General features: G+C 63.8%; 5 protein-coding genes. All 5 read right to left on the reverse strand.

Annotated features, from left to right (window positions below):
- The coding region (locus OB03_RS14530; RefSeq protein ID WP_461344636.1) for an HlyD family secretion protein at positions 1-516 on the reverse strand (516 nt) is incomplete at its 3' end.
- The gene (locus OB03_RS14535) at positions 513-2,024 is read right to left on the reverse strand and encodes a TolC family protein (protein WP_461344637.1); all 1,512 of its coding nucleotides are present in this window, start codon (positions 2,022-2,024) and stop codon (positions 513-515) included. The genes OB03_RS14530 and OB03_RS14535, both read right to left, overlap by 4 nt.
- 77 nt (positions 2,025-2,101) lie before the next feature.
- Positions 2,102-2,797, reverse strand: a complete 696-nt coding sequence (gene pdeM / locus OB03_RS14540; RefSeq protein ID WP_461344638.1) for a ligase-associated DNA damage response endonuclease PdeM — start codon at positions 2,795-2,797, stop codon at positions 2,102-2,104.
- Entirely contained in the window at positions 2,797-5,232 is a 2,436-nt protein-coding gene (locus tag OB03_RS14545; RefSeq protein WP_461344639.1) for a ligase-associated DNA damage response DEXH box helicase, read from the reverse strand. Before OB03_RS14545 ends, pdeM begins: the two co-directional genes overlap by 1 nt.
- A gap of 532 nt (positions 5,233-5,764) precedes the next feature.
- Positions 5,765-7,055: cisplatin damage response ATP-dependent DNA ligase (locus OB03_RS14550; RefSeq protein WP_461344640.1), on the reverse strand; the 1,291-nt coding region annotated here is incomplete at its 5' end.

Consider the following 7,055-nt stretch of genomic DNA (forward strand, 5'->3'; position numbering starts at 1 on the left):
GGCGGCGACCGCCTCGTCGCGGCGCTGGGCGCTGATGACGCCCTCGGCATAGAGGTTCTCGGCACGGCGGGCGGTCTGGTCGGCCAGTTGTGCGGCGGATACCGCAGCCTGCCAGATGGAATAGACGGTGTTGACGTCCTCGCCGCGTGCGCCCTCGACGCTGAGCGACTGGATAGCCTCGGCCGATTTCAGCAGGGCTCTCGCCTGCATGTCTTTGGCCTCGACCTCGGGGCTGGACATAACAGCCAGCTCGGTTCCGGCGCTGACCTGCTGGCCTTCTTCGGCGAGGAACTGCTCGACGCGGCTCGGCACCTTGGTGGAGACGACAAAGGTCTCGGCCTCGACCATGCCCTGTATCTGCACCGGCGCGGGCTTGGCCGCGAGGAACAGGCCGACGATGATGAAGCCCACGACGAGCAGAGCCAAAAGCGCAATCAGCAGCGCCTTGACCGGCGGTTTCTTCTTCGGACGCGCCTTGGGGGCCGGAGCAGTTTCGGGCGGCATGATCTCGGTCATTGAGCGTCGATCCGGTCAGGGCGTTGGAGATAGTCGGCAAAGGTGCCGGTCTGGCCGCTGGTCGCCAGCAGGGCCGCCAGACTGAGCTGGTATTCATAGGCGGTCAGCGCGCGCTGGAGCTGGGCGGTCGCCAGCATATTTCGCGCATCGATAACCATGGCGGCGGTGGTCTCGCCCTCGCGGAAGCCGATTTCCTGAACCCGCAGGTTCTCGGTGGCGGCCCGCAGGCTGGAGTCTATCGACAGGAACTGGCGGCGGGCCAGTTCGGTTTGGTTATAGGCGCGGGTAACGAGAAGGCGGCTGTCCTCGCGGGCCTGTCGCTCGATCTCGGCAGCGGCGGAGGCTTGTGCGCGGGCGGCCCCGACCATTTCGCGCCGGTTGATCGACGACAACAGGGTGTAGCGCATGCCGATGCCAAAGGCCCAATCCGGCTCGGTCGCCAGCGCGTCGTCGGGGTTCATATTATAGGTACCAAAGGCATAGACCTTGGGCTTGAACTGCGAGGCGGCCAGATCGGCACCCGCCTCGGCCAGATTGCGGCCCGCGCTGGCTTGCGCGATGCGGGCGTTGGAGGGGCGCGCGGGATCGGTAAACAGATGAAGCCCGCCCACGCTCTCGCGGTTGACGAACAGGGGCGTAGCCGGATCGACCCTGCCGCTGGCCTCCATCAGACGGTCGAGGGCAGCGATGGCGTTTTGGTATTCCACCTCGGCGCGGTTGACCTGACGCTGCGCCGTGTCGCGGGCGACCTCGACCTGAAGCACCTGCGCGCGGGCCAGCACACCTTCGCGCTCCATGCGCTGTGCGTTCTCAAGATGGAGGTTGAAGCCGTCGCGCGTCTCGATGGCGACCTCCAGCGCCTCCGCAGCCAGCACCTGTCCGAAATAGACACGCACCAGATTGACGCTTTCCAGCTCTGCCGCCTCGGTACGGCGCGCCTCGGCCAGATCGAGATTGGCCGCTGCCGCGCGTTGCAGGGCAGGGACCGCTCCGCCCGTATAAATGGGCTGGATCGCCGTTACCGTGGGGCGGAACGATGTCTCGTCCAGTTGCAGGCGAATGTCCTGCGGCAGGGCGGTGAAGATTTCCGGCAGGACCTGTTGCAGCCTCTGCTCGATCAGACCGGCTAGATCCGGCGCGACCCCGATGGTGTCCACCAGTCCGGGGATGGCTGCGCCCAGATCCTGTTGTGCGCGGTCCAGACCATCGGCCAGCGGGATATTGAATGTCTTGCGATAGCGGATCAGCATGGCATCCAGCGACACGGTCGGGCGCATCAGGCCGTTGGCGACATTGGCATGCGCTTGCGCCGCCTGCTGGTTGTGGTCGGCGGCGCGGGACAGGTTCGACGTCTCGCGCAGTCGCGCCTCGGCCTGTTCAAACGTCAGGGCGCGGGCGGCGGAGGCCTCCCGCGTTACGCTGTCGGTGGTTTGCGCCATTGCAACGGGCGCTGTCAGCATCGTTGCTGCCAGCAAGCCCGCACCAAAAGCCTTTAGTCGTCCAGCCATCGCCTGTCCCCGCTTACTGCCCGGATCAACGACCTTCAGGCTATCAACGTTGCATACAGTAATGTCAATAAGGGTCGCTAGGCCGAGCGCCGGATCGGGCGGCTGCGGTCGGGAGACAGGCGGTGATACGGTACCCGCGCGACCCGCTCGCCGGTAAGGTAGGCAGTCGGTGCCTGTTGGAACAATTCCCCATAGGCGCGGTCATGCACATTCAGCCCGCCCGTATAGGCTCCGAACGATGGCATGATCAGACGCGAGCCGTCACCGATAAAACAGCGCCGCCGCACCGATCCCGCAGGGCCGCGCACGACGGCGCAGGGGTGAAGGTGGCCGCAAACCTCACCGACGGCCTCGCCTGCTAGAGGTTCGTGTCGCAGGACAAGTTGACCCAACCGCACCTCGTCGGCGCTGCGCCCGCCAAAGGCCGCGCCACCGTCGGGGTCGTGGTTGCCACTGATCCACACCAGATCGAAATCGCGGGCCAGACCCATGATCGCCTCACGCTCGGCCACAGGAATACGGCTGATCGCGCCCATGTCGTGCAGGCTGTCACCCAGAAAGACGAGGCATCGCGGCTGGACCGCAACCAGTTCGGCCATCAGCCGGTTCAGCGTTTCGCGCGTGTCATAAGGCGGAAGAAGCTGGCCCCTGGCCGCATAGGCCGAGCCCTTTTCAAAGTGCAGGTCCGACACCACCAGCGATTGGTGCTGCGGCAGCCACAGCGTTCCCGCCGCCCGCAGCACGCACGGTTCGCCCGCCACGCTAATCTGCATTAGCTCATGGCCTCATCGATCAGGGCGGCGTCTTCCAGCATCATATCGGCAGCAGAGGTTCCGGGGGCGCGTTCCTTGCCGATCTCCATCAGCATGGGCACGGCAAAGGGCGACACTTTCGGCAGATTATAGACCCTGATCCGCCCACGGATACGCGACAATAGTTCACCCAGACGCGCCACATCCAAAAGGCCCCGCGCCGCATCCTCTCGCGCGCAGCGCAGCAGCAGATGCTGCGGATCATGGCGTCTCAGCGTGTCGTAGATCAGGTCGGCGGAGAAGGTGACCTGACGTCCCGTCTTTTCGTGACCGGGCATGCGCCGCTCGATCAGCCCCGCGATCTGGGCGCATTCCTTGAACGACTTCTTCATCATGAAGCTCTCGTCCAGCCAGCTTTCCAGATCGTCGCCCAGCATGTCCTGTTCAAACAGGGCGTCGAAATCGAGATCGGCCATCGACCGCATCGACCAGATGCACAGCGAAAAGTCATTGGCGACATAGCCGATCGGCCCCACACCCGCGCGGTCCAGCCGACGTGTCAGCAGCATGGCCAAGGTGGTGTGCGCGAGAACGCCCTCGAACGGATAGACGATCATGAAGTGGCGCTTGCCGCGCTGGAACGTCTCGACCAGCAGGTCGTCCATGGCGGGGATGCCGGAATGGTCATCCTGCGCCTCCAGCCATTCCTGAACATCGGCGGGCAGGCGAGCCCATGTGTCGCGCTCGGCCATCAACCGCCGCACGCGATAGGCGAGGTGCGAGGAAATGGGGATGCGCGATCCGCCCCAGCTGGGCACCATCGGGTCGTCATCGCTGGTGGCGCTGACGATGGCATTGGTGCCTTCCACGCCTTCGAACCGCCAGATCTCGCCCGCGAAGACAAAGCTGTCGCCGATGCTCATCTGCTCGAACAGGGTCTCTTCGGCGTCGCCGATCTTGCGGCCCGTGCCACGCCGCCCCCGAGTGCGGACGGTCAGGGTCTGAGCCGCGACAATGGCCCCCACATTCATCCGGTGGCGGGCGATGATCTCTTTCGTCCGCGCCTTCCACAGCCCGTCGCGGCCCCGCACGATGCGGCGGTATTTGTCATAGGATTTCAGCGCATATCCGCCGGTCGATACGAAATCGACCACCTGTTCCCAATCCTCCCACGTCAGGTCGCGGTAAGGGGCGGCCGTACGGACCTCGTCGTACAACTCCTCAAGGTCGAAGGCTTCCGCACAGGCCACGCCCATAACGTGCTGGGCCAGCACATCCTTGGCCCCGTTGCGGATCGGCTCGCCATCGTGGGCGGCTTCCATCACAGCTTCCACAGCGGCTTGGCACTCCAGCATCTCGAACCGGCTGGCGGGGACCAGCACCGCCCGCGACGGCTCGTCCAGACGGTGGTTGGCCCGCCCGATCCGTTGCACCAGACGCGACGATCCTTTTGGCGCGGCCAGCTGGATCACAAGATCGACATTGCCCCAGTCGATGCCCAGATCGAGGGTGGAGGTACAGACCACGGCCTTCAGCAGGCCCTTGGTCATCATGGCTTCGACCTTGCGGCGTTGCTCGGCGGACAGGCTGCCGTGGTGAAGGGCAATCGGCAGGTTGTCGTCGTTCAGCCGCCACAGCTCCTGAAACGCATATTCCGCCTGCCAGCGCGTGTTGACGAAAACCAGCGCGGTCTCAGCGCTCTTGATGGTGTCATACACCTCCTGCATCGCATGCTTGGCGGTGTGGCCCGCCCACGGCACGCGGTTCTCGCTGAGCAGCACATCCAGTTCCGGCGGCGCGCCCGCTTGCCCGAAAACGATGTCGTCGCCCCTGTCCGACAGCCAGCCACGGATGGCCTTGGGGTCGTTCACCGTGGCTGACAGGCCGACGCTGCGCATCTTGGGCGCAAAGGCCCGCAACCGCGCCAGCCCCAGCGACAACAGGTCCCCGCGCTTTGACCCGTGGATGGCGTGGATCTCGTCGATCACGACACAGCGCAGGTCTTTGAAGTATTCCCGCGCCCCCTCCCACGCGCAGAACAGGGCCAACTGCTCGGGCGTGGTCAAAAGGATGTCGGGCGGGGCCAGCCTCTGGCGCGCGCGCTTCGATTGATTGGTGTCGCCCGTGCGGCTCTCGATGGCGATATCCAGACCCATCTCGCGCACCGGCGTTAGCAGATTGCGCTCCACATCTACCGCCAGCGCCTTTAGCGGCGAGATGTAGAGGGTATGAACCGAAGACAGCTCGCCCGGGGCCTTCTCCCGCTGCGACAGCTCGATCAGGCTCGGCAAGAACCCCGCCAGTGTCTTGCCCCCGCCCGTCGGTGCCACCAGCAAGGCGTCCTCACCCGCCAGCCCCTTTTCCACCATCGCCAACTGATGCGGACGCGCGCTCCACCCTCGACGGGCGAACCAGTCGGTGAAGCGGGCGGGGAGGATAAGTTCGGAAGATTCCATCAACTTATCATATGGGGAGGGATTGCGCTTATTCGACTCCCGACGTGGTCATTAGACTATTTTGATAGCGATGTTATTCTTATTGGTATCAAAGGGGCAAAACGAAAGTGGGAAAGAACGTGTTCAAGACTATCCTCCTGGGGGGAGGAACCCTTCTGTACGTGCTGTTAGGATTCCAATCCGCGTATGCTGACACAAAGCAGTTCAACCTAGCTTGCTCAGGCACTCGACAGGCGGATGGCGCGGTCGAACCGTTAGAATACGGGTTTAGGGTGGATGTCGATGCAATGAAGTGGTGTTGGGATCATTGCGAGCGCGTTTACGACATTGTCGCGGTACATCCTGATCGTATCGTTTTTGCTGAAGAGCAGGTTGAGACAGCTAGCCGTCGTTCTTCGATGCAAAATGAGGTGTCCAGAGTATCGGGTCAACATCGGATGTATTGGATAACTAGCAGACCTTATCCATTGTTTTTAGAAACGAAGGGGCGCTGCCGCATCGCACCGTTTACGGGTTTTCCTAGCACGCTGTTTTAACCTTTCAGCATCCCCTCAAGCACCCCCAACTCATCCGCCTCTCCCGCAGGCTTGTCCCAACGTATCCGGTTGATCCTCGGGAAGCGCATGGCGATGCCGGACTTGTGGCGGGTGGAGCGTTGCAGGCCCTCGAAGGCGACTTCGACCACCAGTCCGAAGTCGCGCGTGGCCTTGACCGCGCGGACGGGGCCGAAGCGGTCGGTGGTGTTGTCGCGCACGAATTTGTCGAGCTGTTTCAGTTCTTCATCCGTAAAGCCGAAATAGGCCTTGCCGACGGGGGTCAGGACGTATTGCCCCGCATCATCCGTGGTCCAGACGCCGAAGGTGAAGTCGGAATAGAAGCTGGAGCGTTTGCCGTGCCCGCGCTGGGCGTACATCAGCACGGCATCGACCAGCATGGGGTCGCGTTTCCACTTGAACCACGGCCCCTTGGGGCGGCCCGCCTCATAGACGCTGTCGCGGCGTTTCAGCATGAAACCCTCGGCCAGCCGCGCATCCCCCTCGGGCGGATTGGCGCGAAGTTCGGCCAGCTGATCCCAGCTTTCGATCTTGACCAGCGGCGAGATGTCGATGCGCGGTGAGGCGATGGCGGCGATGAAGGCTTCCAGCCGTGCGCGCCGCTCGGAAAATGGCAGGGCGCGGGTGTCCTCATCCCCGTCGGCCAGCAGGTCATAGGCCCGGATGCCCGCAGGATAGGCCGCCATGCGTTTGGCATCGACGCTCTTGCGGTTCAGCCTCTGTTGCAGGTCCGAGAAACTGCCCATGACGCGATCGCGGATGACGATCAATTCGCCGTCCAGAACACCCTCGAACTCCATCGCCTCGATCACATCGGGAAAGGCGTGGCCGATATCCTCGCCCGTGCGGGAATAGAGGCGTTTGATGCCGCCCTCGCTCACCGCCTGAACGCGGATGCCGTCCCATTTCCATTCGGCCACGAAGTCGGCGGGGTTCAGGCGCGGCATCTCCGTCGCCTCGTCGATCGGATGGGCCAGCATGACGGGACGGAACCGACCATGGGCTTCGACTTGAGGACGCTCGCCCCTGCCGTCCAGCCACGCCAGAAGATCGAGATAGGGCGGCTCCTGTCCGTGCCAGACCTCTTGAATGTCGGCCACGTCCACGCCGCCGTAATCCGCCGCCGCCTGCCACGCCAGCCGCGCCGATACGCCAACGCGCAAACTGCCCGTCACCAGTTTCAGCAGCGCCCAGCGCCCCTCGGCATCCAGCTCGTCCAGCCAGTTCTCCAACAGGCCCGGCACCTCACCGCGCTTGGCGGTATTCAGG

The sequence above is a fragment of the Brevundimonas sp. GN22 genome (assembly GCF_054824005.1).